The organism is Bradyrhizobium sp. 4 (assembly GCF_023100905.1).
Lineage (GTDB): Bacteria > Pseudomonadota > Alphaproteobacteria > Rhizobiales > Xanthobacteraceae > Bradyrhizobium.
In genome coordinates, this window is sequence record NZ_CP064686.1 from 5,243,776 (window position 1) to 5,270,359 (window position 26,584).

The following is a 26,584-nucleotide window of genomic DNA, read 5'->3' on the forward strand; positions in this document are numbered from 1 at the left end:
GCTTCGCGAGGCCGGGACCAGGAATCACCGCGTCTGTCGGAGGACACTTGGCGAAGCCTCATTTTCAGGACATTTGGTCACCAGCGCTTCACGCAAGATAGCCCCATCCTGCCGGACGTTTGGCTGGCCTACGCCAAGGCCGACAAGGGGGTGCGCGTCGACATCATCCTAACTCCCAAGACGGGACACGCGCCCGGTGCCATTGCGCAGTCGCTTGAGCAGCGATTGCTGCGCTATCACAGGAACTCCGGCAGAACGACCAGCACGCTCAAAAGCGAGACGATGATCGCGTACAGCAGGTCCTCGGTTGTAGCCAAGCTGACATTTGCAGAGCTGATGCGCGTCGTCATTCCCATGACGAACTGGTGGCGTGACCTTCCCATGCAATTGCGTTCTTTCCAGGAGGTCGAAGAGCGGCTGTCGCAACTGGAAACGCAGCGAACGAAGTTCAAGACCGTCGTCAATACCAGCCAACAATGGGATTACTTCCGCTTCATTGTCTTGGCTGGGTTCATCGACAGTTGGCGCGAGCGTCCCGATCCCGAAGACCTGGCCGAAGTTCTGCAAACCGACGCCAATAATTTTCGGGATATCAGGAGCATCACGGAAGGATTTCTGAGCCAATTCCGCCGGTTCAAGCAAATTCCCGGCGACGAGGACGGAAAGCTGATTTGGAGCATATCACTCAATCGCCGCACGACTGTGTCGCTGTTTCAGTCCCGGCAAGCCGTGAAGGCGGACGCGGCACACAACTTGTTCAAGATCAATACGAAGGGGATCGCCTGGGCCGTCATCGACTGCGGCATCGACGCCACCCATGTTGCTTTTCTTGACCGCGCTAGGAGCAAGTATTCAGAGCCCGGAGAGGGCATTCTGCCCGAGCACTCGAGGATCAAGAAAACATATGACTTCACATACTTGCGAACGTTGCTCGCGCTTCAAAGTGGCCGCTTCAAGACCTCGGGCGGGCGACAAGTCGTCGTCACCCAACAGCAACAGCAGGAGCTTGTGGATCTTACGCGCCGGGTCAACCTTGGCCGGGAAGTTGATTGGGACATGTTGCTGCCACTGATTACGGTCCCTTACGACAGGTACGAGCCACCCTCGCAAGAGCACGGCACACACGTTGCCGGCATTCTGGCGGGAAACTGGCCCGAGCAGGACAATGACGATAACGGCCCTCTCTTCGGAATCTGCCCCGACCTTACCCTTTACGATTTTCGTGTCTTTGACCAGAACGGTGAGGCGGAAGAGTTCGTGATCATGGCGGCGCTGCAGGTCGTTGCGCATCTCAATCGTTTTCGCGCAAATCCGGTCATCCATGGCGTCAACCTAAGCCTCTCTATACGGCACGAGGTCATGAGTTACGCCTGTGGACGTACTCCGATCTGCGACGAATGCTCCAGACTTGTCGGCGACGGGGTGGTGGTGGTCGCGGCGGCCGGGAATCAGGGATTCAACCAGCATCCCGAAACAGGCGGCGGCGACTTTGGAAGCTACCGCGTCGCGAGCATCACGGATCCGGGGAATGCAGACGCCGTGATTACGGTAGGTTCAACTCATCGCAGCGAGCCCCACACATACGGCGTGAGCTACTTCTCGAGTAGAGGGCCGACCGGAGACGGACGGCGCAAGCCGGATCTGGTCGCTCCTGGAGAGAAGATCACGGCTCCCATACCGAATCTCGGTTCAAAGCGCATGGATGGGACAAGCATGGCAGCGCCGCATGTGAGCGGCGCAGCGGCATTGCTGATGGCGCGCCACCGCGAGCTGATCGGCAGGCCAACCATGATCAAGCAAATCCTCTGCAAGACGGCCACTGATCTCGGCCGCGAAGCTAGCTTCCAGGGGGCAGGCATGCTCGACGTGCTACGCGCGCTGCAATCCGTCTAGGAGCCGTCATGATTCGATTTGAGGCCTTGAATGCAAAGCACGGCGATGCCCTGCTTATTCAATACTCCTGGAAGAACAGGAAGCGTCTCTGGATCATCGACGGCGGGCCGAAGGGAGTTTGGAAACAGACATTGAACCGCGATTGGAAGAGTTGCGAGGCGACGATTCCGAACTGGCGGTCGATCTTGCCATGCTGAGCCATGTCGACGAAGACCACGTCACGGGAATCTTGCAGATGACCAAAGGGCTCGCCGAACAGGAGGACGGTGCCGCGGACTTTCTCGAAATCAAGCGATTTTGGCACAACAGCTTCCGTGACATCGTCGGCAGTTCCGCCAGCTTGCAGGCAGGCATGACGTCTCTCGCCGGCACGCAAGCGAAGGCTCAGGTGGCGATGGCCAGTGCCGATCCCCAACTCAATATAGGCAACGGCTCGCTCGACCAGCGCGCGGTTGCCGTTCTTGCCAGCATCGGCCAGGGCCGTGAGCTGCGGGACTATCTGACTAAACTTCAGCTCAGCGGAAACGAGCCGTTCGGTGGCACCTTATCCTCGAAGAGCGGGAGCAAAGTCGTGGACGGCGCCAAGGTCACGCTCGTCGGACCGATTAAATCGCGGCTGGACGCATTTCGACAAAAATGGAAGAGCGAATCCGGCAACGCCGCAGCGCTCGCTGCGTTGTTCCGCGACGATCTTGACGAGTCCCCAACAAACCTGTCGAGCCTCGTGATGCTGGTCGAAATCGCCAAACGTAAGATCTTGCTGACCGGCGACGCGCGCGGGGACGAGATCGTCGATGGCTTCAAGGACGCAGGTCTAGATCTGCCTTCGAAGCTCGACATCTTGAAGATGCCGCACCATGGTAGCGACCGCAACATCACCGAGAAGTTCCTCAGGTCGTTTCCCGCAAAGCACTACGTGATATCGGCTGACGGCAAGTACGGGAACCCGGATAGCGATACGATAGAGAACATCGTGAGTGTCCGAGGCGACGGCGACTATACGCTGCACTTCACAAATGATGTGAAGGGCCTCAAGACGCAACTGACGAAGTTGCAGAAAACGCGGTCATTCGAGTTCGAAATCCGCGCAAAGAGCGCTCCATCCCTCGTTATAGAACTCGGATGACGTCGACTCCCGTTCCATCAATCCAAAATCGGCATCGATCGATACTGCCTTGAACTTGGACACTTTGCCGCGCGCACCTCTAGGAGTCGCAGTGGGGAAACGTTTCGAGTTCTAAGGAGGCGCGCAATGAGCGCAGTGATGTCCGCAGCGGACGTGAGAAGGTCTCGCGTCAGGCTGTTCATCGTGACCATGTTGTTCCTGGTCACGACCGTCAATTATGCCGACCGCGCCACGCTGTCGATCGCGGGCCCCGCGCTCTCCAAGGAGCTGCATCTCGATCCGGTCGCGATGGGCTACATCTTCTCGGCGTTCGGATGGTCCTATGTGATCGCACAGGTGCCGGGCGGCTGGCTGCTCGACCGCTACGGCTCCCGCCTCGTCTATGCGTTCAGCATCATCGTCTGGTCGCTGTTCACGACGCTGCAGGGCTGGGTCGGATTCTTCAGCGCCGGCACCGCGATCGTCGTGCTGTTCGGCTTGCGCTTCCTTGTCGGTATCGCCGAAGCGCCCTCGTTCCCCGCCAATGCTCGCATCGTCGCGGCCTGGTTTCCGAGCAACGAGCGCGGGACCGCGTCGGCGTTCTTCAATTCCGGGCAGTATTTCGCCACCGTGATCTTCGCGCCGCTGATGGGTTGGATCGCACACGGCTACGGCTGGCGCTACGTGTTCTTCGTGATGGGTGCGCTCGGAATCATCATGGGGATGGTCTGGATCAAGACCGTCTACGGGCCGAAAGAGCACCCCGGCGTCAACGAGGCCGAATTCGACTACATCAAGGCAGGTGGTGCGCTGGTCGACCTCGACGCTCCCAAAGACGACCTGAAGCATGAACGCGCGGCCGCTTCCGGTCCGGGATGGGACCATATCCGCCAGCTGCTCTCCAACCGCATGATGCTCGGCGTCTATCTCGGCCAGTACTGCATCAACACGCTGACCTATTTCTTCCTGACCTGGTTCCCGGTCTATCTCGTCAAGGAGCGCGGCCTCTCGATCCTGCAAGCCGGCTTCGTCGCGACGCTGCCGGCGCTGTGCGGCTTCATCGGCGGCGTGCTCGGCGGCGTCATCTCCGACGCGATCCTGCGCAAGACCGGCTCGTTGACGATGGCGCGCAAGATCCCGATCGTCGGCGGCATGCTGCTGTCGATGTCGATCATCGCCTGCAACTATGTCGACGGCCAGGCGCTGGTGGTCGGCTTCATGGCGCTCGCCTTCTTCGGCAAGGGCATCGGCGCGCTCGGCTGGGCTGTCGTCTCCGACACCTCGCCGAAGGAAGCCGGCGGCGTCTCGGGCGGCCTGTTCAACACCTTCGGCAATCTCTCCTCGATCAGCACTCCGATCGTGATCGGCTACATCCTGGCCGCGACCGGCTCCTTCAACGGAGCGCTGATATTCGTCGGCGCCAATGCGCTGGTGGCCGCATTCGCCTATCTCGTGGTCGTCGGCAAGATCGAGCGCGTGGTGCTCAAACGTTCCTCCTGAGGGCTCCCATGGGAGCTTGACCAGGCAACTTAACGGCGGCTTCACGGCCGCCGTCTTTGTTTTGGGAGTAATCGATGCTAGAAGCGCCGGGGAAACGCCTTATCCATCTAAGGCATGTATCGATGTTCGACCTCAACCAGCTCCGCTGTTTCGTCACGGTGGCAGAGGAATTGCATTTCGGCCGCGCCGCCGCGCGGCTGAACATGACCCAGCCGCCGCTGTCCCGGCAGATCCAGGTGCTCGAGCACATCATCGATGCGCCGCTGCTGGAGCGTACCAGCCGCTCGGTGCGCCTGACGCCGGCCGGGCGCAGCTTCCTGCCGGAAGCGCGGCGCATCCTGAAGCTTGCGGAAAGCGCCTCGCAGGTCGCCCGCCGTATCGCGCTCGGCAAGTCCGGCTCGCTGAAGATCGGCTTCACCGCGGCCGCCGCCTACGGCTTCCTCCCCGAGCTCGTCGCCGCCTGCCGCGCCAAGCTGCCCGAGGTGGACTTCTCACTGAAGGAGATGGTGTCGGGCGACCAGTTCGAGGCGCTGACCTCGGGCCAGATCGATGCCGGCCTGCTCAGGCCCCCGATCGCGCGCCCCGAAATCGCCAGCCGCCGCGTCGTCGCCGAGCCCTTGCTCGCCGCGATCCCGAAAAAGCATCCGCTGGCGAATGCCGAGACCATCACAATCAAGGATTTCGACAACCAGCCTTTCGTGATGTATTCGCCCTATGAGAGCCGCTACTTCCACGACGTACTGGTGGCGCTGTTCACCCGCGCCGACATCCTGCCGCGCTATGTCCAGCACCTGAGCCAGATCCACTCGATCCTCGCCATGGTGCGCGCCGGCCTCGGCCTTGCCATCGTGCCCGCGGCGGCGGCGAGCTTGAAGATCGCGGACGTCCGCCTGCGGCCGCTGAAGCTGCGCACCCGCGTCCCCGTCGAACTGTTCATGGTCTGGCGCCGCGAAGACGAGAACCCGCTGCTGTCGGCCCTCGTCAAGATCGCGAGCGAATTGTCCTCCGCGGAGGTGATGGAAGATTGATGCTGAATTCGCATCGGTCGATATAGGCTTTGGCTTGGACCCGCATCGAACGGTCTCCTAAACCACGGCGCATGGACGCGCAGCCTTGGCGTCCTCCACAACATGAGACCAGGGAGCAGCGCCCATGAGCAAGATGACCCCGCAGGAAATGGCCCAGAAGATCGGATCCGGCCTGCTGTCTTTCCCCGTCACGCCGTTCAAGGCGGACTACTCCTTCGACGAGACGACCTACCGCGCCAACATGGACTGGCTCTGCGGCTATGACGTCGCAGGCCTGTTCGCCGCCGGCGGCACCGGCGAGTTCTTCTCGCTGACGGCGGCCGAGGTTCCGCAGGTGGTCAAGATCGCCGTGGACGAGACCAAGGGCCGCGTCCCCGTGCTCGCCGGCACCGGCTACGGCACCGCCACCGCGCGCGAGATCGCGATCGGCGCGGAGAAGGCCGGCGCCGACGGCTTGTTGCTGCTGCCGCCCTATCTCACCCATGCGGAGCAGGATGGCCTTGCTGCCCACGTGGAAGCGATATGCGCCTCCGTGAAGATCGGCGTCATCGTCTACAATCGCGACAACGCCATCCTCCAGCCCGATACGCTCGCCCGCCTCGCCGAACGCTGCCCCAACCTCGTCGGCTACAAGGACGGCATCGGCGACATCGAGCTGATGACCCGGGTCTACACCAAGCTCGGCGACCGCCTGACCTATATCGGCGGCCTGCCGACCGCGGAGACCTTCGCGCTGCCCTATCTCGACATGGGCGTGACCACCTACTCCTCGGCGGTGTTCAACTTCGTTCCGGAATTCGCCACCAACTTCTATGCCGCCGTGCGCAAGCGCGATCACGCGACGATCCACGCCGGCTTGAAGGACTTCATCCTGCCGCTGATCGCGATCCGCAACCGCAAGAAGGGCTATGCGGTCTCGATCATCAAGGCCGGCATGAAGGTGATCGGCCGTGATTCCGGCCCGGTCCGCCCGCCGCTGACCGACCTCACCGAGCAGGAGATCGCGGAAGTCACGGAGCTGGTGAAGAATCTGCCCGCCATCCGATCGTCACAACAGGCTGCAGAATAACGAACGACACAGGGAGGAGCCTGCATGGCCAAGACCGAGATCACTGGCGCACCGGTCGTCACCGCGATGCAGGTGATCCCGGTCGCAGGCCGTGACAGCATGCTCCTCAATCTGAGCGGCGCGCATGCGCCGTTCTTCACCCGCAACATCGTCATCCTCACCGACAATGCCGGTCACACCGGCGTCGGCGAGGTGCCTGGCGGGCAGAAGATCTGGCAGACGCTGCAGGACGCCCGTGATCTCGTGATCGGCAAGACCGTCGGCGCGATGAACAACATCCTCGCCGATATCAGGACCGCATTCGCCGATCGCGATGCCGGCGGCCGCGGCAAGCAGACTTTCGATCTCCGCGTCATGATCCACGCCGTCACTGCCGTGGAGTCGGCGCTGCTCGATCTGCTCGGTCAGCATCTCAACCTGCCCGTCGCAGCCCTGCTCGGCGAGGGCCAGCAGCGCAACAGCGTCGAGACTCTCGGCTATCTCTTCTTCGTCGGCGACATCAGTAAAACCAAGTTCGACTATGTCAGCGGCGAGACCGGCAAGGCCGAATGGTTCAACCTCCGCCATCAGGAGGCGATGACGCCGGAAACCGTGGTGCGGCTCGCGGAAGCCACCCACGACCATTACGGCTTCGCCGATTTCAAGCTCAAGGGCGGCGTGCTGCGCGGCGAGCAGGAGATCGAGGCCGTCACCGCGATCGCCAAGCGCTTTCCGAATGCGCGCGTGACCCTGGATCCGAACGGCGCATGGTCGCTCGACGAGGCTGTCGGCCTCTGCAAGGACATGCACGGCATCCTTGCCTATGCCGAGGACCCCTGCGGCGCCGAAGGTGGCTTCTCCGGCCGTGAGATCATGGCCGAGTTCCGCCGTGCGACCGGCCTGCCGACCGCGACCAACATGATCGCGACCGACTGGCGGCAATTGTCCCATGCGCTGCGCCTCGGCGCGGTGGACATTCCGCTGGCCGATCCCCATTTCTGGACCATGCAAGGCTCGGTGCGCGTGGCCCAGACCTGCCGCGACAACGGCTTGACCTGGGGTTCGCACTCCAACAACCATTTCGACATCTCGCTCGCCATGTTCACCCATGTCGGTGCCGCCGCCCCCGGCAAGGTCACCGCGATCGACACGCACTGGATCTGGCAGGACGGCCAGGCCCTGACCAAGGAGCCACTCCAGATCAAGTGCGGCAAGATCGCCGTGCCTGAGAGGCCGGGCCTGGGTATCGAAATCGACAGGGCCGCCATCGACGCCGCGCATGACCTCTACAAGCAGCATGGACTCGGCGCCCGCGATGACGCTATTGCCATGCAGGACCTGATCCCCGGCTGGACCTTCGACGACAAGCGTCCCTGCCTCGTGCGTTAGAAAATTCGGAGGAAGAGATATGACTGCGATCCTGAAGAACTTCATCGGCGGCGAATGGGTCGATGGCGCCGCCGTCACCAAGAACATCAACCCCTCCAACACCAACGACGTCGTCGGCGAATACGCCAAGGCCGACAAGGCGCAGACCGAGAAGGCCATCGCAGCCGCCAAGGCCGCCTTCCCCGCCTGGGCGCAGTCGACGCCGCAGGCGCGCTACGACGCGCTGAACAAGATTTCGCTCGAGATCATCGCCCGCAAGGAAGAACTCGGCCGCCTGCTCGCCCGCGAGGAAGGCAAGACGCTGCCGGAAGGTATCGGCGAGGTCGCGCGCGCCGGCCAGATCTTCGCATTCTTCGCCGGCGAGGCGCTGCGCATGATCGGCGAGAAGGGTGCCTCGGTGCGTCCCGGCATCGACGTCGAGCTCACCCGTGAGCCGATGGGCGTCGTCGGCATGATCACGCCCTGGAATTTCCCGATCGCGATCCCCGCCTGGAAGATCGCCCCGGCGCTCTGCTACGGCAACACCGTGGTGTTCAAGCCTGCCGAGCTGGTGCCAGGCTCGGCGCATGCGCTGTCCGAGATCATCACCCGCTCCGGCATCCCGTCCGGCGTGTTCAACCTCGTGGTCGGCTCGGGCTCCGTGGTCGGCCAGACCCTGATCGAGCATCCCGACGTCGCCGCGATCACCTTCACCGGATCGGTGCAGACCGGCCGCAAGATCGCGCAGGCCTGCGTGACCTCGAGCAACATGAAGAAATTCCAGCTCGAGATGGGCGGCAAGAACCCGCTGGTGGTGCTCGACGACGCCGACCTCAAGACCGCCGTCGAAGTCGCCGTTAACGGCGCCTATTTCTCCACAGGCCAGCGCTGCACGGCGTCCTCACGCCTGATCGTCACCGAAGGCATCCATGATCGCTTCGTTGCGGCGATGACCGAGCGCCTGAAGGGTCTGACGGTGGACGACGCGCTCAAGGCCGGCGTGCATATCGGCCCCGTGGTCGACCAGAGCCAGCTCGACCAGGACCTGCGCTACATCAAGATCGGCCAGGACGAGGGTGCCAAGCTCGCCTGGGGTGGCGAGTTGCTCAAGCGCGAAACGCCCGGCCACTACCTGCAGCCGGCGCTGTTCACCGAGGCCAACAACAACATGCGCATTTCGCGCGAGGAGGTCTTCGGCCCGGTCGCCGCCGTCATTCGCGCCAAGAACTACGAGGAGGCGCTGGCGATCTCCAACGACACCGAGTTCGGCCTTGCCTCCGGCATCTGCACCACCAGCCTGAAATACGCCTCGCACTACAAGCGCAACAGCGAGTCCGGCATGGTGATGGTCAATCTGCCGACCGCCGGCGTCGACTATCACGTGCCGTTCGGCGGCCGGAAGGGTTCGAGCTACGGCGCCCGCGAACAGGGCTCCTATGCCCGCGAGTTCTACACGACGGTGAAGACCGCCTATACCTTTCCCGGCTAACCACGGGCAAGATATCGTAGGGTGGGCAAAGCGAAGTGTGCCCACCGCCTTACGTTCGGTGTGAAGATGGTGGGCACGGCGCGTTGCGCCTTTGCCCACCCTACGGCTTCGGAGGCAAGCGCAGATGGACCAGTCAGTCGCAGCGAAAGAACAGCCTCGCTACATCAAGCTCAACGAGCGCGACAACGTCGCGATCGTGGTCAATGATTTCGGGCTTCCCGCCGGCTCCCGCTTCGCCAGCGGGCTGACGCTGCGTACCTTCGTGCCGCAAGGCCACAAGACGGCGCTGGTCGACATCCCGCAGGACGCCCCGATCATCCGCTACGGCGAGGTGATCGGCCATGCGCTCGCGCCGATCCTGGCCGGGGAATGGGTGGACGAAGCGCGCATCCGCATGCCGGAGGCCCCTGCCCTCGACAAGCTGGAAATCTCGACCGCTGTGCCCGCGCCGCTGCCGCCGCTCGATGGTTTCACGTTCGAAGGCTTTCGCAACTCCGACGGCTCGGTCGGCACCAAGAACATCCTCGGCATCTCCTCATCCGTGCAATGCGTCAAGGGCACGATGGAATATGCGGTGAAGCGCATCCGCGCCGAGCTGCTGCCGAAATACCCGAATGTCGACGACGTCGTGCCGCTGACGCATGCGTATGGCTGTGGCGTCGCCATCAACGCGCCCGACGCCGTGATTCCGATCCGCACGCTGCAAAACATCGCGCAGAACCCGAACTTCGGCGGCGAGATCCTGGTCATCAGCCTCGGTTGCGAGAAGCTCGCGCCCGAGCGTTTGGTGCCGGAAGGCGTCAGCAACGCCATCGTGCGCATGCAGGACGAAGCCTTCGACGGTTTTGGCGCCATCGTCGATGCGATCATGACCCAGGCCGAAGCCCGCCTGAAGATCCTCAACAAGCGCACCCGCGAGACCTGCCCGGCCGCCGATCTCGTCATCGGCCTGCAATGCGGTGGCAGCGACGCCTTCTCCGGCGTCACCGCGAATCCTGCCGTCGGATTCGCCGCCGACCTGCTGGTGCGCGCCGGCGCCACCGTGATGTTCTCGGAAGTCACCGAAGTGCGCGACGCGATCCAGTTGCTCACCCGCCGCGCCATCAACGAGGACGTCGGCCGCGCGCTGGTCCGCGAGATGGCCTGGTACGATTCCTATCTGGCCCGCGGCGGAGCGGACCGCAGCGCCAACACCACGCCGGGCAACAAGAAGGGCGGCTTGGCGAATATCGTCGAGAAGTCATTGGGCTCGATCGTCAAGTCCGGATCGTCCGCAATCACCGGCGTACTCTCGCCCGGCGAGAAGGCGACGCAGAAGGGCATGCTGTTTGCGGCAACGCCGGCGTCCGACTTCATCTGCGGCACGCTCCAGCTCGCCTCCGGCATGACGCTGCAGGTGTTCACCACAGGCCGCGGTACGCCCTATGGCCTTGCGGCTGCGCCCGTCATCAAGGTCGCGACCCGCACCGAGCTGGCCCGACGCTGGAAGGACCTGATCGATTTCGATGCCGGCGGCATCGCCACCGGCGACAAGACCATCGAGGAGACCGGCTGGGACCTGTTCCGCTTGATCCTCGACGTCGCCAGCGGCCGCACGCAACCCTGGTCGGATCGCTGGGGCATCCACAACGATTTGACGCTGTTCAATCCGGCGCCGGTGACCTGAGCGCTGGGCGCGGACGCTGTCTCGCCGCGCGGATGCGTTAGTGCGAGAGCCTCGTTTCGGCGCTACGCATCGCCTGGGATGACGCTTTCGTTTACGTCATGCTGCCCGGCATGAAGCAGCGCACGCGTGGATGGCCGTCGATGTAGTGCTTCCACACCATGGTGCGGCCGATCTTGTTCGGCTCGGTGATGACGGCGCCTTCGGGCACGACGACCCATTCGCCCTCGAGATGCACGCGATAGCGGCCCCTGTCGGATTCCCAGTCGACATCCGCGACCACATAGCCGTCGGCATCCGAGCAGCATTGGCCGTATTCACTGTGCAGGCTCTCGAACCAGGGCTTTAACGGCGAGTTGGCGTAGCGGCCGTCGTCACGCGCCATCGTCGGGGCGGTCAGCAGCACCGTCAGAACCAGCAGCATGGCGGCACGCGGTATTGCACGTCTCATGTCGTCTCCGCGGATCGAGGTCATCGCCGCGGGGCGATAGTTGCCGTCCGCCTCCGCGACTCGGCGAAGGCGTCAAGGATGGCGACTCATTCCCCCAACAGCTTTGCGGATAGCTATGCAAATCCGGCGCCACCGCGCATTCCGGGGAACTACTGGCGCGCGTCCGGCACGCATTGGTCTTTCGACGGGTATGACCGCTGCTCGCGCGCCAAGGTCTCCGCTGTCTCAGCCGGCCGCAACCGCGATTGCGCACGGGGGCCACGGACACCGCGCAAGAACACGGAGAGGCTGCGGCGTGCTGGAGTCCCCCGCCTTCGCGAGCAATGACGGCGGTGTTGTGGAGCTACGGAAGTCCAGACGGCACAGTGCGCGACGTAGACCCTACTGCTTCGGCGCCGGCGCCATCATCGCGCCGCCCTTCTTCGCCGGCGCCGCAGGCATCGGCTTGGTCGCGGCGGTCGCTTGCGCCGGGAGATATTTCGCGACGATGGCGGGATCGACCTGCGCGATGTTGGTGTCGGGAAGACGCGTCCAGGTTTCGTCCTTGCCGAACAGGGAAATGCCGAGGAAGCCGCGCATCGTCAGGGTCTGCCCATCCGGGCTGACCGTCATCTTGGCCTTCCAGATGTTGCCGTCGCGCGGATTGACCACGTTGCCGCCGTCATACTTCAAGCCGTCGCGCTTCATGTCGCGGATAAAGGAGAGCCCGAGCACCGGCGCGTTCTTGCGATCGTCCGTGCATTTCGCGCAGATCTCGTTCGGGTCGTCGCCGGGACGCGGGAAGGTTTTTGCGATGACACCTTCGAAGATGCCGTTGTGGTCGATGAAGAGGAACCATCCCACCGTCTTGCCGTCTTCGACCTTCTGCCAGAGACCCGCGGCGGTCGGCTGCTGCACTTGCGCCGCAACGGGGCTCACCGCACCGAGCGACATCGCGAGCGCGAGGAGCGAGAACAGCCGAAAGCTGGAAAAGAGAGTCCACATTATCATCACCTTGCTGAGCCAATCGCCTTGCCAAGCCGCCTACCGCAATGGCCGCAGACTACGGCGATTTCGCGAACTGTTCCAGCACCAGAAACATGGGGCATCGCCCGCCGCCGTCAGTTGACGCCGAGCTTCTTTTGCAGGCTGGAGGACGAGGTCGTGTACTGGAACACGAGCCGCTTCTCCGGATAGACGTAGCGATGGGCTTTTTGCGACATCAGCGCGCCCTCGTGGAAGCCGCACAGGATCAGCTTGATCTTGCCGGGATAGGTGTTGATGTCGCCGATCGCGAAGATGCCTGGCACGTTGGTCTCGAACGCGGACGTCTCGACCGGCACCAGATTGTTCTCCAGCGCGATGCCCCAGTTCGCCACCGGCCCGAGCTTCATGGTCAAGCCGAAGAACGGCAGCATGGTGTCGCAGGTGATTTCGGTCACGCTGTTGTCGTTGCCCTTGACGGTGGCGCCGCTCAGCTTCCCCTCGCTGCCCGACAGCGCGGTGACCTGGCCGAGGCGCAGATCCATCTTGCCGGCCGCGACCAGCGCGCGCATCTGCTCGACGCTGTGGGGCGCGGCGCGAAAATCGTCGCGACGGTGCAAGAGCGTGATGCGCTTGGCAATCGGATGCAGATTAAGTGTCCAGTCGAGCGCGGAATCGCCGCCGCCCACGATCAGCACGTTCTTGTCGCGGAACGTCTCCATCTTGCGCACGGCGTAGTGCACCGAGCTTCCTTCATAGGCTTCGATACCCGGCACCGGTGGACGCTTGGGCTGAAAGGAGCCGCCGCCGGCCGCGATCACCAGCACCTTGCATTCGAACACCTTGCCGGCGTCCGTGGTGCAGCGGAACAGGGGATCGCCGATCTTCTCCACGGTCTCGATCATCTCGCCGAGATGGAAAGTCGGATGGAACGGCTTGATCTGCTCCATCAGCGCGTCGGTGAGGCCCTGCCCCGAAACCTGCGGAATGCCGGGAATGTCGTAGATCGGCTTTTCCGGATAGAGTTCTGCGCACTGGCCGCCGACCTTGTCGAGGATGTCGACGAAATGCGTCTTCATGTCGAGAAGGCCCAGCTCGAAAGCGGCGAACAGACCGCAGGGGCCGGCGCCAATAATCAACACATCGGTTTTGATCGCGTCGCTCATGTCGTCTCTTTGTCGATCGATATCGGTGGGACGGCGCCCTGTGGGCCGAGGTGACCCTGCCTGTCTAGCCAACGGGGATGGATCAGGGAAGGCATAAAAGCGGGAGCGCCCCGCAGCCGGCCCCACTTGCCGGGTCAGGATAACTGGGCTGTAACCAGCAACGATATGACGGAGATCAATCGGTGAACGCACCAAGCCGCCTCGATACGACGCCGCGCCTGGAGGACTATCCTTTTCGCCTCAGCGACAACGTCCGCTTCGGCGATCTCGACCCCAATCAGCACGTCAACAACGCGGTCTACGCCACCTATTTCGAGACCGGCCGCGTCACGCTGATGAAGCTCCCGGAATACGGCCTGACGCCGCCCGGACTTGCCTGGATCATGGTGCGGCTCGACATCCATTTTCGCGCGGAGCTGCACTGGCCGAACACGATCGAGCTCGGCCTCGGCGTCGCGAAGCTGGGACGAACGTCGGTGACGTTCGAGCAGGTGGTGTTTTCGGAAGGGAAGTGCATTGCATCGGCGACATCGGTCGCCGTGATGATCGACGAGGCGTCGCGCCGGCCAACGCCACTGATCGCGGAAGTGCTCGAGAAGCTCAGGCCCTGGCACAAGCGCGGCATCGAGGTCGCGCCGCCGAGCACATGAATAGCTAAGAGAGTTAGGCCTGGCGTTCCGGCGTCGCCACCACGAGGCCGTCGAGATCGTCGGAGACCTTGATCTGGCAGGACAGGCGCGAGTTCGGGCGCACGTCGAAGCCGAAGTCGAGCATGTCCTCTTCCATCGGCGTCGGGCTGCCGACCTTCTCGCGCCACGCTTCGTCGACATAGACATGGCAGGTGGCGCAGGCGCAGGCGCCGCCGCATTCGGCCTCGATGCCGGGAATGCTGTTGCGGATGGCGGCTTCCATCACAGTCGCGCCGTTCTCGACGTCCACCGTACGGGTTTCGCCCTTGTGATCGACAAAGTGAATTTTGGCCATGTGTGCTCGTGCTGCCGCGATCTAGGGAATGAAGGAGGGTCCGGGCTGTCCTATAACGGGTCGGTCAGCCCGGCGCCATAGCGTTTTGTTGAAGTCGAGAATACCGCTTCGCGGGAAGAAAACCCGTCAAAACAAAAGACTAGAGCAGGGGTCTGGCCCTGACGCCCTAAGGGTTGAGGATTGCCTCGATGGCGACGCGCGCCTCGGTCACCGCCTCTTTCAGCGCGGCGAAGGCGTGAGGCCGGCCCTGGCCGGTCTGAATCGCAGTCTCCAGGCTGGCTGCGGCATCCGCCACCGCAAAGGCGCCGATCCCGCGCGCCGAGCCCTTGAGCTTGTGGGCGAGTGCGCCAGCCTCGGCCGGCAGCGCTGCCATTGCCGCGATCAAGCGCACCGCCTGCTCGGCAAACATCGTCAGCACTTCCTGTTCCAGCTCGGAATCACCGAGGGTCATGCGGGAGAGATGATCGAGGTCGAGCGGGCTGTCGATGGGTGCAAGCGGGGGCGAGGGCATCCAGTCCATCCGTCGCAGTTCAGGCATCATGGCGCAGGCCCCGGCATCGCGCGATGTCCGCCGGTCCGGCGGTCAAGTTCCCTCCACCCAAGCACGGAAATGGTTAACGAAATGTTCCGGCCGTTTTGCGCAAATCTGCCTGTTTATTGACGAAAAGTTGCCGCAATCCGCCGAGTTCGGTGGAGAATTGTATTTATTGCTAAGGCCTTACGGCGCGTTCCTGTTAACGATGATTAAGAATGTCTTAATCGCGGGCATTTCATTCGCGACGCTCTGCCAATAGGATGTTGGAGAAATTGGCGGACAAGCCGTCCGGGTGGGGATGGCTCGGAGATCCGCGCAAGCGGCATGATCCGGACTGTGGGCTTGCGTAGCGCGCAGAGCTCGCGGGGGGACGCGTACAAGTAACGAGGGCTCGGACTGAACATGGCAAACACTCCGAAAAAGGTCAAAGACCCCACAGAAGATGCGCTTTCTGCAATCCAGGAAGCCCTGAACATCAGCGACACGGCCGCGGACACCAGCCGCAACGCATCGATGCGCAGCGAAACGTCGCCCCCCGTCGCGCCACCGGCTCCCCCGATGTTCGACGAACCGAGCTTCGACGCGCGCCCCGCCGCGAACGAACGCGCGATGTTCGACCAGGTCGAGGAGCCGCGCTCCTCGCGCCGCGCCGCCAATGACGACCGTGCGACGATCGGCCAGCTCTTGCAGACGTTGCAGACGGGACGCCCGACCCGCAACATCTACACCGGCGCGACAATCTTCACCGTCATCTGGCTGGCGGCCTGCGCCGCGCTGACGGTCGGCTTCCTGCCTTCGATCCAGGCGGCGATGGGCCAGAGCGGCGGCGTGTTGGCCATTGCCGGCCTTGTCACGATGTTCTTCGCGCCGATCATGCTGTTCTTCTTCCTGGCGAGCCTCGTCTGGCGCGGCCAGCAAATGAGCTCGGTCGCGCAGGCTATGGCCCAGGTTGCGATCCGCTTCTCCGAGCCGGAAGGCTCGGCTTCGGATTCCATGGTGACCGTCGGCCAGGCGATCCGCCGCGAGGTTGCGGCGATGGGCGACGGCATCGAGCGCGCCATCGCGCGCGCCGGCGAACTCGAGACGCTGGTCGCCAACGAGGTCGCGGCGCTCGAACGCGCCTATTCCGACAACGAAGTGCGCATCCGCGCCCTGCTCCAGGACATCGCACATCAGCGCGACAATCTGGTCGGCCAGGCCGAGCAGGTCCGCAGCGCCATCTCCGGCGTGCAGATCGATTTGCGCCATGACATCGCGCTGATCTCGGACGCGATCGCCTCGCGCGTCGACGAGGTCGCCAAGTCCATCACCGGCGCGCTCGAAGAGCGCGGCGCCCACATCACCGGTGCGCTCAGCAACGCCGGCGACAACATGATCCTCGCGCTCGGCGAGCGCGGCGGCGACCTGCTCGACCGTCTCGAGGAGGCCAGCAACGAGACCACGCGCGCCGTGCTCGACGCCAGCGAGCGGCTGACCACCAGCCTCAATTTCAAGACCGGCCACGTTCACGACGAGTTCGTCGATCTCGCCGACCGCGTCCACGAAATGCTCAACGAGCGCATCGACCGCATCACCGGCGAGTTCGAGCAGCGCTCCGCCGCGATCGTTGACGGCATCTCCGAGCGCACCGAGCAGGTGCACGACAGCCTGAAGAATTCGTCGGACTCGCTGCTGCTCGAGCTCGAGCTGCGCTCCAACGACCTCTCCGCCAAGATCGACGACGCTGGCAACCGCCTCGCCGGCCACATCATGACCTCCGGCGACAAGGCGAGCGAAGCGCTCGACGCCACCGTCAACACGCTGGTCGCCAAGGTCGTCAGCCAGACCGAGACCGCGCACGACTCGCTGTCGCTGCAGATGAGCGCCTTCGACGAGCTGGTGAAGAACCAGGGCACCGAGCTGGTCGAGAAGTTCGCCCGCGACTCCGGCACGCTGGGCGCGCTGATCACCCGCCACATCTCCGAGTTCGACCGCACCGTGAAGACCTTCGGCGGCGAGATCGTCGATCGGATGGGCCAGCGCACGCAGGACATCCATGAGTCGCTGAAGACCTATGTCGACAATTTCGACACCCGCTTCACCTCCAACGGCGGCGCGATCACGGCTGTGCTCGACCAGCGCCTGGTGCAGTTCGAGACCACGATCGGCGAACGTGTCAGCAACCTCGACGCCTCGCTGAACGGCAAGATCTCCAGCCTCGATTCTACGATCGACGGTCACATCAAGACCTTCGACGAGCAGCTCGTCGGCCGCGTCGCCGCGCTCGAACAGTCGTTCGATACCCGCGCGAAGTCGGTCACCGAGACCATCGACGGACGGCTCAACACCCTCGCCTCGTCGCTGACCGACGGTGCCGCGCAGGCGATCCAGTCGATCGACTCCCGCCTCACCCACCTCACGACCTCGCTGACCGATGGCGCATCGCAGACCATCCAGTCGATCGACACGCGCCTCACGCATCTGACGACGACCCTCACCGGCGGCGCGTCGCAGGCGCTCGAATCCATCGACACGCGCCTCACCTACCTGACCACCGCGGTGACGAACGGCGCCTCGCAGGCCGTGCAGTCGATCGATACCCGCCTCACCCTCCTGACCTCGACGCTCACGGACGGCACCGCGCAGGCGATCGAGGCGGTCGACCGCCGCATCACCGGCGTCACCGAGATCATCGACGGCCGCAGCATGCACCTGACCGACACCGTCACGGCGCGGTTCCAGGAGATCCAGCAGGCCATCGAGACCAAGGTCGGCTCGGTCGCGAGCGACATCGACGTGCGCGTGGCGCAGTTCGAGGACCTGCTCGGCTCGCGCGTCGAGGCCGTCGCCGGCCGCATCGAGAGCAGCGGACGCCAGGCCAGCGAGGACATGATGTCCCGCGCCGAGATGATCTCGACCGCGATCCGCTCGCATGTCGAGGACGCCGAGCGCTCGCTCACCAATCTCGTGGTCAACACCAGCGAGACCATCCAGACCGGTGCGCGCACCGCGCAGCAGTCGCTGATGACAGTTTCCTCCGACGTCAACGCCCAGCTCAAAATGACCTCCGCCGAGGTCGAGCGCGCGCTGACCGCTGTCGGCACCGGTGCCGCGAACTCGATCCTGACCAGCGCCCGCGAAGCGCAGTCGACGCTGGTCGCCGCGTCGGGCGATGCCTCCAACCAGATCAAGGGGCTCGCGGCCGACGTCGAACGGACGCTGTCGTCGGCAGGCTCGGCGACCGCCGCCTCGATCCTGGCCGGTGCCCGCGAGGTGCAGACCACGCTCGTCACGGCGTCCTCGGACGCGGCCAATCACGTCAAGACCCTCACCGCCGACGTGCAGCGCTCGCTGTCCATGGCCGGCACCACCACGGCGGAATCGATCACCGCCGGCGCCCGCGATGCGCAGAGCACGCTGATCGCGGCCTCGAGTGAGACCGCCAACCAGATCAAGGCGCTGTCCTCGGACGTGCAGCGCTCGCTCTCGATGGCTGGCACCGCGACGGCAGAGACCATCATGACCGGCGCCCGCGAAGCCCAGAGCACGCTCGTCAACGCGTCCTCGGATGCGGCGAGCCAGGTCAAGTCTCTCGCCGCCGAAGTTCATCGCTCGCTCTCGCAGGTCGGTCAGTCGACCGCCGAGACGATCACGACCAGCGCCCGCGATGCCCAGAGCACCCTGCTGGCGGTCTCCGCCGAACAGACCGGCCAGGTTCGTTCGCTGGCGGCCGAGATGCAGCGCGCGCTGGCGACCGCCGGCGGCGCGACCATCGAGGCGCTCACGAGCGGCGTACGCGAAGCCCAGGGCACGCTGATCTCCGCCTCGACGGACGCTGCAAGCCAGATCAAGTCGCTGACCATCGACATCGAGCGCACGCTGACCTCGGTCGGCGCCGACACCGCCTCGACCATCCTCAACAGCGCGCGTGAGGCGCAGACCTCGCTGACCTCGACCTCGGCGGATGCCGCAAGCCAGATCCGCACGATCTCGAGCGAGATCGAGCGTACGCTGAGCACGGCCACCGCGAACGCGACCAACGACATCCAGACCAGCGCACTCAACGCCCAGAACGCGTTGATCAACGCTTCCAACGAGGCGAGCTCGCGCGTCAAGTCGAGCTCGGCCGATGTCGAGCGCTCGGTGCTCGCCGCCAGCAGCAGCTTCGGCCAGGCCATGACCGGCAAGACCGACGAGATCGTCACCTACGTGCAGCAGCAGTCCGACCGTCTCGCCAACATGATCGACGCCAAGCGCGGCTCGCTCGTGGACGCGATCGGCTCGAAGACCAGCCAGCTCACGCTCGACATCGACCGCGTCACGTCCGACGCGCTGAAGTCGATCGAGACGCGCGGCCACGCGTTCTCCCAGACCATGATGGGCAACGGCTCCGAGGTGGCGCGGACCATCAACTCGGCGAGCGAGATGGCGACCGGTGCCGTCAACAAGTCGCTCAAGGATCTCGAGCAGGCCTCCCGCGCGGCGATCGACCAGTCGCGCCAGGTCTCGATCGCGGCCGTCACCGAGATGCAGGAGACCAGCAAGATCCTGCGCACCGACACGGTCGCCCTGTTCGAGCGCCTGCGCGAAGGCAACATCCTGCTCCAGGAGGTGCTGACCGGTGCGCACGACAACCTCAACTCGCTCGAGCGGGCGCTGGTGACGCGCGTCGCCGACTTCGTCTCGGCGATGAACGACGTCACCTCGCGCAACGGCGCTGCGACGCAGAACCTGGAAGACCAGCTCAACGTCTTCAACAGCAAGACCACGCGGGCACTCCAGGATCTCGGCGAGTTGTCGACCCAGTTCGACGCGCACGGCAAGGCACTGGTCGAGGCCGCGCAGGTCGTCGAGCAGAGCAACAAGAACACCACCGCCTCGCTCGCCGAACGCAAGGAGGCGCTGGAATCGCTCGTCACCACGATCGACCTGCGCACCGCCGATCTCGACCAGCGCCTGTCGCGCTTCACCGGCCTGCTCGATGAATCGCTGGCGGCCGCCGAAGAGCGTGCCCGCGACATCGCCCGCGTCGTCGCCGAGACCGCCGGCGCCGGTTCCGCCGCGATCACCCGCCAGTTCGAGGCGGTGCGGTCGGCCTCCGAAGAGGAGCACCGGCAGACCGTCGAGGCCATGCACGACATCTACCGCCAGACCACCGACGAGGCGGATGCGATGTTCAAGCAGTCGACGGAGAAGTTCACCAACCTCGTCTCCAGCATGAAGCAGATGGCGTTCGAGATGCACAACGAGCTCGAAGCCACCCGCAACGAGCTGCGCCGCGGCGTGCTCGAGATGCCGCAGGAGGCCGCCGAGAGCACTGCGCAGATGCGCAAGGTGATCGTCGACCAGATCGAGGCCCTCGCCGAGCTCAACCGCATCGTGGCCCAGCACGGACGTGGTCTCGACGTCTCCACGACGGGCCGCGCCAGCGTGCAGCGGCAGGAAGAGCCGATGCTGGCGGCCGTCGGCGCGCGCAGCACCGAGACGCGCATGCGCGAGAGCGCCAGCGCCTCGACGCTGCCGCCGCCGGACCTCGGCATGCCGGCCTCCTCGCGCCGCACCGAAGCGCCGCCGGTGGCGCCGGCCGGCAACGACCAGGGCCGTGACGGCTGGCTGTCGGACCTCTTGAGCCGCACGGACGCCAACCAGAGTGCGCCTACCGGACGTGAGCCGCAGCGCGGCCGCCAGGCTGCACCGGCTCCGCAGCCGCAGGCTCCGCAAGCTGGCGGCAATCCGCTGGAATCCTTGTCGCTCGACATCGGCCGGCTGATGGACCGCAACCTCGCCTCCGAGATGTGGGACCGCTACCAGCGCGGCGAGAACAAGGCCTTCACCAAGCGCCTCTACACGCCCGCCGGCCAGAAGGCCTTTGACGAGGTCGCCCGCAAGTATCGCTCCGACCGCAACTTCAAGGCCACGGTCGACCGCTATGTCGCCGAGTTCGAACGCCTGCTCGACGAAGTCGCCCGCGACGGCCGCGGCCCGCAGGAGCTGCGCAACCACCTGACCTCCGAGACCGGACTGGTGTACACACTGCTCGCGCACGCAGCGGGCCGGCTGGGGTAAGCGGTTCGCAGCGATAGCGAACAGCGAATGAAAAACGGAGCCCTCGCGGGCTCCGTTTTGTTTTGGGAATCGTTGCGCCTCTACTCGTCATTGCGAGGAGCTCTTGCGACGAAGCAATCCAGACTGCTTCTGCGAGGCAGTCTGGATTGCTTCGCTTCGCTCGCAATGACGAAGGAGAGGGTCGAATGCAACGCGCCTACTACCGCCTGCGCTCCGGCACGGCGGGCTTCGGCGGCTCGGGCGGCGGTGGCGGCGCGGCTGGCGGCGCGTTGTTGCTGGCGCCGAACAGGACGCGGGTCGGGTTGCGGTCGAAATTGTTGACGGCGCGGCTGATGTCGCCGAGCGTGCGGCGGCCGTCGGTCATCAATGCGCCGGAGCGCTTGTCGAAATCGTCGGCCAGTTCGCGGATCGACTTCACCGCCTGGAACAGCTCGCCGCCGTCCTTGCCGCCGGCCAGCGTGTTGAGGCCGAGCATGAGGCTGTCGGCCTTGAGCATGACGCCGTCGACCTTGGCCATCACGCCGTCGATCTTCTCCGAGTTGCGGGCGAGCGAGTTGGTGAAGGTCTCGAGATTCTTCAGCGAGTTCTTCACCGACTCCTGATTGTCGGCGACGATCTTGTTGATGTTCTGGAGCGTGCCGCGGATCGCCTCGGTGACGTCCTGAAGCTTGTTGGGATCGGCCGTCAGCGTCGGGATGCCGTCCTCGTCGAGCGGCGGCGACGGCGCGGCCTCCTCGCCGCCCTTGAGCGAGATCGCGGCGACGCCGGTCAGGCCCTGGAATTCGAGGCCGACCAGGGTGTCCTTGCGGATCGGAGCGTTGTTCTCGACCATGGCGAGTGCGACAACCCGCCGCGGGTTGTCGAGCTTCACCGAGACCACCTCGCCCACCCTGATACCGTTGAAATTGACACTGCCGCCGTTGCGCAGGCCCGCGGCCGGGCCCTCGAACACGACGCGCAGGGGGCTGCGCTGCTTGGTCGTGTGCAACGACTGAAACCACAGCACGAAGCCGATCGCGGCGGCGATCACCGCCAGCGTGAACGACCCGATCAGCACGTAATTTGCGCGCGTTTCCATCAGCTACTCCGGCACCTCAGCCCATCACCGCGCGAGCGCGCTTGCCATGGAAATATTGCCTCAGCCAGGGATGCTGCGAGGCCTGCATGTCGGCGATCGACCCTGCCGCAATGATCTTACCGTTGCCTAAAACGGCGATGCGGTCACATGCTGTGTAAAGGCTATCGAGGTCGTGGGTTACCATGAAAACGGTCAGCCCCAAAGTCCGCTGCAGCGTCCTGACCAGCTCATCGAAGTCGCCGGCGCCGATCGGGTCCAGGCCCGAAGTCGGCTCGTCCAGGAAGACGAGATCCGGGTCGAGCGACAGCGCGCGCGCCAGGGCCACGCGCTTGATCATGCCGCCCGACAGTTCCGAGGGAAAGCGATCGGCCACTTCGGGCTTGAGACCCACCATGGTGAGCTTGGCGATGGTGATCTCGTCCATCAGCCGTTGCGACACTCGCAGATATTCGCGCATCGGAAACTGGATGTTCTGCCGCACCGTGAGCGAGGAGAACAGCGCGCCCTGCTGAAACAGCACGCCCCAGCGCCGCTCCACGTTGCGACGCTGCGAGGTATTGGAGGCATCCAGGTCGACGCCGAACACCTCGATGCTGCCTGCGACCTTGGGCACGAGGCCGATGATCGTGCGTGTCAGCACGGACTTGCCCGCGCCGGAAGGGCCGACGAAGCCAAGAATCTCGCCGCGCCTGACGTCGAGGTCCAGCCCGTCGAGCACGCGCGTCGCGCCGAATTGCACGGTGATGTCGCGGACGCGAATGATCGGGTTCTGAATTTCGGGAGCCATCGTCACATCCCGATCGCGGCGAAGAAGATGGCGAACACGCCGTCCATGACAATGACGAAAAAAATGCCTTTCACGACAGACGACGTCGTGTGCTGCCCGAGCGATTCCGCGCTGCCCTGCACCGCGAGCCCCTCGACGCAGGCGACGATGCCGATCACCGCGGCCATGACAGGTGCCTTGACGATGCCAACGATGAAATGGTCGATCGAGATAGCGTCGCGCAGCCGCAGCAGGAAAGCTTCCGGCTGCACGCCCCCATAGAGCCAGGCGACCAGGCCGCCGCCATAGAGCGCGGCCATCGCGCCGAGGAAGGCCAGGATCGGCAGCGCGAGAACGAGCGCCAGCATGCGCGGCAGCACCAGCACCTCGATCGGATCGAAACCCATGGTGCGCAGCGCGTCGATCTCCTCGCGCATCTTCATCGAGCCGAGTTCGGCGGTGTAGGCGCTGCCCGAGCGGCCCGCGACCATGATCGCGACCAGCAGCACGCCGATCTCGCGCAGCACCAGCACGCCGAGCATGTCGACGACGAACAGGTCGGCGCCGAACCTGCGGAAATGGAAGATGCCCTGCTGGGCGATGATGCAGCCGATCAGGAAGGTGATCAGCACCACGATCGGCACGGCGCGCCAGCAGACCTGCTCGAGATGATGCACGGTCGAGGTCAGGCGGAACGAGCGCGGATGAATCAGGGTGCGCGCGACCGCCGCGAGCACCGCGCCGAGCATGTCGATCAGGCCTGCGACCGTGCCGGCAACACCGGCCACGGTCTGGCCGATCTGCTCCAGCATGCCGGTGATGGTGATCGTGCTGGTGTCGATGACGGGCGTCGCCCTGACCCGCCGCACCTCGTCCACGAGGCTCGAATAATTGGCGGAGAGGCCGGCGATCTGCGCCTCGACGGCGCCCTGCGTCAGGCTGCGGCGCAGCCGCTCGATCAGCCAGGCGCCGAAGGTGTCGAGCTTGGAGACCTCGGAAACGTCGATGAAGATGCTTTGCGGGCCGCCGGCGAGCTTCTCGGCGTCAGCCACCATCCGCTCCAGAACCGGCGCGAAGCTCGCGGTCCAGGTTCCGGTGGCGCAGAGTGCCAGCGCATTGCCCTTCGCAATCCGTTCCAGCTTCGGATCGCCGTTCAAGATGTCCGCTCCCGTGCCGGGGCGCGAGAAACGGATGAAATCAGATGGTTGCGCACGCGCCCTTACCCAGAGAAGGTATCCCCAACTGGTTAACCTTAGTTGCTAGAGGTAACCAGCAGGTTCAGATTTCGCCAGAGTTCAAAATGACTTCCAGCAAAGTTCCTGCCCTCGCCGCGCGAATCGAGCGCTTTCCCATCGCGGGCAGTTTCACCATCAGCCGGGGCGCCAAGACCGAGGCCGTGACGGTCGTGGCAGAGGTCAGCCGGGACGGCCTGACCGGCCGCGGCGAATGCGTGCCCTATTCCCGCTATGGCGAGACGCCCGAGGCGACCCTTGCCGCCATCCAGGCCATGCAGGCGGCCGTGGCCCGCGGCCTCACCCGTCAGGCCCTGCAAGCCGCGATGCCGCCCGGGGCCGCCCGAAATGCCCTGGATTGTGCCCTGATCGATCTGGAAGCCAAGACGGCCGGCTTGCGGGCCTGGAGCCTGCTCGACCGCCCGGCGCCGGGCGAGCGCACCACGGCCTACACGATCTCGCTGGGCACGCCCGAGGCCATGGCGGCGGCGACCGCCAAAGCGGCGCACCGGCCGCTGCTCAAGATCAAGCTCGGCGGCGACGGCGATCCGGAGCGGATCACGGCGGTGCGCGAGGCGGCGCCCGAATCCGAGTTGATCGTGGATGCCAACGAGGCCTGGACCGAGGCCAATCTGGAGCACAATCTTGCCGCCTGCGAGGCCGTCGGCGTCACCTTGGTCGAGCAACCGTTACCCGCCGGCAAAGACGACGCGCTGGCGCGGATCAAGCGGCCGCTCGTGGTCTGCGCCGACGAAAGCGTGCACGACCGCAACTCGCTCGCAGCCTTGCGCGAGCGCTACGACGCCGTGAACATCAAGCTCGACAAGACCGGCGGCCTCACCGAAGCGCTGGCGATGGCCGATGCCGCTCAGGCGCTCGGCTTCGAGATCATGATCGGCTGCATGGTCGCGACCTCGCTGTCGATGGCGCCTGCGATGCTGGTGACGCCGCAAGCGCGCTTCGTCGATCTCGACGGCCCGCTGCTGCTGGCGCACGACCGCGATCATGGCCTGCGTTATGATGACAGCCTGGTCTACCCGCCGGACTCGTCGCTCTGGGGATGAGCTTTCAGCCGGTGCCGCGCCGACCAGATCAGAAGCGCGCCGCCGGCGGCCATCGCCGCCATGACGTAATACAGGCCGTCGCCGATGTGGGCGTAGATCGCGCCTGACGCGATCGAGGTGGTCGCACCCAGCAGCCCGTTGCACGCGGCGTAATAGCCCTGCCCCCGCGCGATCTGATGCGACGGCACGCGCTGCACCAACAGGCTCATGGTGCCGAGAATGGTCATCCCGAAGGTCAGGCCGTGGCCGAGTTGCACGACCGCCAGCAGCGCAAGCGGCGGATCATGCGCGGTGACGACCCAGCGCACGACCGCGCTCGCGCCTCCGATCGCCATGAGCGCGGACGGATGCAGCGAGAAGCGCGGCGACAGCGCGAACACGATGATCTCGGCGATCACCCCCAACGTCCAGAGGCCCGCGATCGTCAGCCCGCCGAGGCCCTGGGCCTGCCAGTTGATGGCCGAGAACGTATAATACGCGACGTGACTGCCCTGGATCAGCGCGGCCGAAACGATGATGGCCCAGAAGCCGGCATCGCGCAGCAGCGCCTTGCCGGCATGCGCCACTGTCGTTCTTCGCCTGACATCGTCGAGCGGCTGAAGCAGCATGCCGGCGGCGACCGCAACAACAGCCCAGGCGACGATGATCCAGATCAGATCGCGCGCCGCGATATGGTCCACGAGATAGCCGCAGGCGAGCGAGCCGGCCGCGAAGGCTGCCGAACCCCACAGCCGCACCGGCCCGTAATCGAGCCCGTAGCGGGCGACGCCACGCAGCGCATAGGCGTCGGTCAGCGGCATGGTCGGCGTCCACATCATGCAGGTCAGCGCATAGATCAGGAACAGCGCCAGCGGCTGCTGCTGCAAGCCGACCGCCGTGAACCCGATCGCCGTGGCCAGCACGGACACCATCATGCCGGCGCGAATCGCATGTCGCTTTTCGGCAATGGCGGTGACCTGCGGCAGCGTGGTGAAGCGCGTGATCGCGGGCAGCGCGTTGATGAGGCCGATCCAGGCCGCGTCGATGCCGATTGCCTTCAGCCAGACCGGAAAGAACGGCAGATGCGTACCCGACACCGCGAACACCGCCGAATAGAACAGCGCGAGGCTGACGGCGAATCGCCGCTTCCGAGATGCTGCGATGGGGATTTGTGATTCGCCTGCCATCAAACCAATTGCGATTCGGCCGATATCGTGGTGATCGTTA

The 26,584-nt window shown here is 64.7% G+C and carries 21 protein-coding genes; 12 read left to right on the plus strand and 9 right to left on the minus strand.

Annotation, left to right across the window (positions count from 1 at the left end):
• The first annotated feature begins 150 nt into the window (after positions 1 to 150).
• The 8 genes from IVB45_RS25015 to garD all read left to right on the plus strand — a co-directional run bounded on the left by IVB45_RS25015 (position 151) and on the right by garD (position 11,097).
• A complete protein-coding gene (locus IVB45_RS25015; protein WP_247362610.1) occupies positions 151 to 1,893 on the plus strand; it encodes a S8 family serine peptidase in 1,743 nt (580 codons plus the stop codon).
• A 118-nt stretch (positions 1,894 to 2,011) separates the two neighbouring features.
• Positions 2,012 to 3,019, plus strand: coding sequence for a hypothetical protein (locus IVB45_RS25020; RefSeq protein WP_247362613.1), 1,008 nt, complete (start codon positions 2,012 to 2,014; stop codon positions 3,017 to 3,019).
• A gap of 126 nt (positions 3,020 to 3,145) precedes the next feature.
• On the plus strand, positions 3,146 to 4,498 hold the full coding sequence (locus IVB45_RS25025; RefSeq protein WP_247287384.1) for an MFS transporter: 1,353 nt from the start codon (positions 3,146 to 3,148) through the stop codon (positions 4,496 to 4,498).
• Between the two features lie 122 nt (positions 4,499 to 4,620).
• On the plus strand, positions 4,621 to 5,526 hold the full coding sequence (locus tag IVB45_RS25030) for a LysR substrate-binding domain-containing protein (RefSeq protein ID WP_247362615.1): 906 nt from the start codon (positions 4,621 to 4,623) through the stop codon (positions 5,524 to 5,526).
• 124 nt (positions 5,527 to 5,650) lie between these two features.
• Positions 5,651 to 6,595, plus strand: coding sequence for a 5-dehydro-4-deoxyglucarate dehydratase (gene kdgD / locus IVB45_RS25035; protein WP_247362616.1), 945 nt, complete (start codon positions 5,651 to 5,653; stop codon positions 6,593 to 6,595).
• A gap of 24 nt (positions 6,596 to 6,619) precedes the next feature.
• A complete protein-coding gene (gudD, locus tag IVB45_RS25040) occupies positions 6,620 to 7,963 on the plus strand; it encodes a glucarate dehydratase (protein WP_247362618.1) in 1,344 nt (447 codons plus the stop codon).
• Positions 7,964 to 7,982: 19 nt separating this feature from the next.
• Complete coding sequence (locus IVB45_RS25045) at positions 7,983 to 9,431, plus strand: aldehyde dehydrogenase family protein (RefSeq protein ID WP_247362620.1); 1,449 nt, start codon at positions 7,983 to 7,985, stop codon at positions 9,429 to 9,431.
• Positions 9,432 to 9,555: 124 nt separating this feature from the next.
• The gene (garD, locus tag IVB45_RS25050; protein WP_247362622.1) at positions 9,556 to 11,097 is read left to right on the plus strand and encodes a galactarate dehydratase; all 1,542 of its coding nucleotides are present in this window, start codon (positions 9,556 to 9,558) and stop codon (positions 11,095 to 11,097) included.
• Positions 11,098 to 11,188: 91 nt separating this feature from the next.
• Here the strand turns inward: garD and IVB45_RS25055 are convergent, their stop codons facing one another.
• From IVB45_RS25055 to IVB45_RS25065, 3 genes are all read right to left on the minus strand, one after another.
• Entirely contained in the window at positions 11,189 to 11,518 is a 330-nt protein-coding gene (locus IVB45_RS25055; RefSeq protein WP_197031123.1) for a hypothetical protein, read from the minus strand.
• A 408-nt stretch (positions 11,519 to 11,926) separates the two neighbouring features.
• The gene (locus IVB45_RS25060; protein ID WP_247362624.1) at positions 11,927 to 12,529 is read right to left on the minus strand and encodes a DUF2147 domain-containing protein; all 603 of its coding nucleotides are present in this window, start codon (positions 12,527 to 12,529) and stop codon (positions 11,927 to 11,929) included.
• Positions 12,530 to 12,645: 116 nt separating this feature from the next.
• A complete protein-coding gene (locus IVB45_RS25065; RefSeq protein WP_247287394.1) occupies positions 12,646 to 13,674 on the minus strand; it encodes an NAD(P)/FAD-dependent oxidoreductase in 1,029 nt (342 codons plus the stop codon).
• Positions 13,675 to 13,856: 182 nt separating this feature from the next.
• Between IVB45_RS25065 and IVB45_RS25070 the strand changes: the two genes are divergently transcribed.
• Complete coding sequence (locus IVB45_RS25070) at positions 13,857 to 14,324, plus strand: thioesterase family protein (protein WP_007602045.1); 468 nt, start codon at positions 13,857 to 13,859, stop codon at positions 14,322 to 14,324.
• Positions 14,325 to 14,337: 13 nt separating this feature from the next.
• Here IVB45_RS25070 and IVB45_RS25075 read toward each other — a convergent pair whose 3' ends face one another.
• The gene (locus tag IVB45_RS25075; RefSeq protein WP_007602043.1) at positions 14,338 to 14,658 is read right to left on the minus strand and encodes a 2Fe-2S iron-sulfur cluster-binding protein; all 321 of its coding nucleotides are present in this window, start codon (positions 14,656 to 14,658) and stop codon (positions 14,338 to 14,340) included.
• 166 nt (positions 14,659 to 14,824) lie between these two features.
• Positions 14,825 to 15,199, minus strand: coding sequence for an Hpt domain-containing protein (locus IVB45_RS25080; protein ID WP_247362626.1), 375 nt, complete (start codon positions 15,197 to 15,199; stop codon positions 14,825 to 14,827).
• Here IVB45_RS25080 and IVB45_RS25085 point away from each other — a divergent pair.
• Positions 15,198 to 15,452 (plus strand): hypothetical protein, encoded by a 255-nt coding sequence (locus tag IVB45_RS25085; protein ID WP_247362627.1) that lies wholly within the window; start codon positions 15,198 to 15,200, stop codon positions 15,450 to 15,452. The two genes, IVB45_RS25080 and IVB45_RS25085, sit on opposite strands and share 2 nt — an antisense overlap.
• A 143-nt stretch (positions 15,453 to 15,595) precedes the next feature.
• Positions 15,596 to 21,238, plus strand: coding sequence for a negative regulator of septation ring formation (locus IVB45_RS25090; protein ID WP_247362628.1), 5,643 nt, complete (start codon positions 15,596 to 15,598; stop codon positions 21,236 to 21,238).
• A 199-nt stretch (positions 21,239 to 21,437) separates the two neighbouring features.
• On the opposite strand, the gene IVB45_RS25095 is transcribed toward IVB45_RS25090, so the two are convergent.
• From IVB45_RS25095 to IVB45_RS25105, 3 genes are read right to left on the minus strand one after another with little or no spacing between them, the layout of a single operon-like run.
• Positions 21,438 to 22,316: an MlaD family protein gene (locus tag IVB45_RS25095; RefSeq protein ID WP_247362629.1), complete on the minus strand. Its 879-nt coding sequence runs from the start codon at positions 22,314 to 22,316 to the stop codon at positions 21,438 to 21,440.
• Between the two features lie 16 nt (positions 22,317 to 22,332).
• Positions 22,333 to 23,103, minus strand: a complete 771-nt coding sequence (locus tag IVB45_RS25100; RefSeq protein ID WP_027518968.1) for an ABC transporter ATP-binding protein — start codon at positions 23,101 to 23,103, stop codon at positions 22,333 to 22,335.
• 2 nt (positions 23,104 to 23,105) lie between these two features.
• Positions 23,106 to 24,239, minus strand: coding sequence for an ABC transporter permease (locus IVB45_RS25105; protein WP_027566852.1), 1,134 nt, complete (start codon positions 24,237 to 24,239; stop codon positions 23,106 to 23,108).
• A gap of 143 nt (positions 24,240 to 24,382) precedes the next feature.
• Here IVB45_RS25105 and dgcA point away from each other — a divergent pair, with 143 nt between their 5' ends.
• A complete protein-coding gene (gene dgcA, locus IVB45_RS25110; protein WP_027566851.1) occupies positions 24,383 to 25,378 on the plus strand; it encodes an N-acetyl-D-Glu racemase DgcA in 996 nt (331 codons plus the stop codon).
• On the opposite strand, the gene IVB45_RS25115 is transcribed toward dgcA, so the two are convergent.
• The gene (locus IVB45_RS25115) at positions 25,348 to 26,544 is read right to left on the minus strand and encodes a major facilitator superfamily domain-containing protein 6 (RefSeq protein WP_247362630.1); all 1,197 of its coding nucleotides are present in this window, start codon (positions 26,542 to 26,544) and stop codon (positions 25,348 to 25,350) included. The two genes, dgcA and IVB45_RS25115, sit on opposite strands and share 31 nt — an antisense overlap.
• Positions 26,545 to 26,584 lie beyond the last annotated feature (40 nt).

What these genes read in the sequence shown, in the direction of transcription:
- IVB45_RS25025 (WP_247287384.1), top strand. Translation starts at nt 3,146, where the DNA reads ATGAGCGCAGTGATGTCCGCAGCGGACGTGAGAAGGTCTCGCGTCAGG.
- IVB45_RS25030 (WP_247362615.1), top strand. Translation starts at nt 4,621, where the DNA reads ATGTTCGACCTCAACCAGCTCCGCTGTTTCGTCACGGTGGCAGAGGAA.
- kdgD (WP_247362616.1), top strand. Translation starts at nt 5,651, where the DNA reads ATGAGCAAGATGACCCCGCAGGAAATGGCCCAGAAGATCGGATCCGGC.
- gudD (WP_247362618.1), top strand. Translation starts at nt 6,620, where the DNA reads ATGGCCAAGACCGAGATCACTGGCGCACCGGTCGTCACCGCGATGCAG.
- IVB45_RS25045 (WP_247362620.1), top strand. Translation starts at nt 7,983, where the DNA reads ATGACTGCGATCCTGAAGAACTTCATCGGCGGCGAATGGGTCGATGGC.
- garD (WP_247362622.1), top strand. Translation starts at nt 9,556, where the DNA reads ATGGACCAGTCAGTCGCAGCGAAAGAACAGCCTCGCTACATCAAGCTC.
- IVB45_RS25055 (WP_197031123.1), bottom strand. Translation starts at nt 11,518, where the DNA reads ATGCTGCTGGTTCTGACGGTGCTGCTGACCGCCCCGACGATGGCGCGT.
- IVB45_RS25060 (WP_247362624.1), bottom strand. Translation starts at nt 12,529, where the DNA reads ATGTGGACTCTCTTTTCCAGCTTTCGGCTGTTCTCGCTCCTCGCGCTC.
- IVB45_RS25065 (WP_247287394.1), bottom strand. Translation starts at nt 13,674, where the DNA reads ATGAGCGACGCGATCAAAACCGATGTGTTGATTATTGGCGCCGGCCCC.
- IVB45_RS25075 (WP_007602043.1), bottom strand. Translation starts at nt 14,658, where the DNA reads ATGGCCAAAATTCACTTTGTCGATCACAAGGGCGAAACCCGTACGGTG.
- IVB45_RS25085 (WP_247362627.1), top strand. Translation starts at nt 15,198, where the DNA reads ATGGCGCAGGCCCCGGCATCGCGCGATGTCCGCCGGTCCGGCGGTCAA.
- IVB45_RS25080 (WP_247362626.1), bottom strand. Translation starts at nt 15,199, where the DNA reads ATGATGCCTGAACTGCGACGGATGGACTGGATGCCCTCGCCCCCGCTT.
- IVB45_RS25090 (WP_247362628.1), top strand. Translation starts at nt 15,596, where the DNA reads ATGGCAAACACTCCGAAAAAGGTCAAAGACCCCACAGAAGATGCGCTT.
- IVB45_RS25095 (WP_247362629.1), bottom strand. Translation starts at nt 22,316, where the DNA reads ATGGAAACGCGCGCAAATTACGTGCTGATCGGGTCGTTCACGCTGGCG.
- IVB45_RS25100 (WP_027518968.1), bottom strand. Translation starts at nt 23,103, where the DNA reads ATGGCTCCCGAAATTCAGAACCCGATCATTCGCGTCCGCGACATCACC.
- dgcA (WP_027566851.1), top strand. Translation starts at nt 24,383, where the DNA reads ATGACTTCCAGCAAAGTTCCTGCCCTCGCCGCGCGAATCGAGCGCTTT.
- IVB45_RS25115 (WP_247362630.1), bottom strand. Translation starts at nt 26,544, where the DNA reads ATGGCAGGCGAATCACAAATCCCCATCGCAGCATCTCGGAAGCGGCGA.